At 78.9% G+C, this 492-nt stretch carries 1 protein-coding gene; it reads left to right on the top strand.

Going from position 1 to position 492, the window contains the following annotated elements; all coding sequences use genetic code 11:
• Positions 1–492: AMP-binding protein (locus tag LPA54_RS36960; RefSeq protein ID WP_228984856.1), on the top strand; the 492-nt coding region annotated here is incomplete at both ends.

Below are 492 nucleotides of genomic sequence, written 5' to 3'. Positions count from 1 at the left end.
GCTGCCAGGACCCGGCCTCGCCGACCTGGTCCGCGAGCAGGGCGTCACGCTGCTCGCCCTGCCGCCCGGCGCCCTGCCCGCCCTGCCCGACGGCGCCCTGCCTCCCGGCACGGACCTCATCGTCGCCGGAGACGCGACCGCCCCCGGCCAGGCCGCCCGGTTCGGCCCCGGCCGGCGCCTGGTCAACGCCTACGGTCTGACCGAGAGCACCGTGTGCGCCACCCTGAGCGCCCCCGTCACCGGCGAGGTCTCCCCGCCCATCGGCCGCCCGGTCGGCGCGGCCCGCGTCTACGTCCTCGACGAGCGGCTGCGGCCCGTGCCGCCCGGCGTCACCGGCGAGATCCACATCGCCGGGCCCGGCGTCGCCCGCGGCTACCTCGGCCGCCCCGGGCTGACCGCCGAACGGTTCGTTGCCGACCCCTTCGGGCCGCTGTTCGGCGAGCGCGGCGCCCGGATGTACCGCACCGGCGACCTGGGCCGGTGCGGTACATC

Source organism: Streptomyces sp. DH12 (assembly GCF_020873895.1).
Classification (GTDB): Bacteria; Actinomycetota; Actinomycetes; order Streptomycetales; family Streptomycetaceae; genus Streptomyces.
The sequence above is the reverse complement of the archived record's forward strand: the minus strand, read 5'-3'. Positions and strand labels throughout refer to the sequence as shown.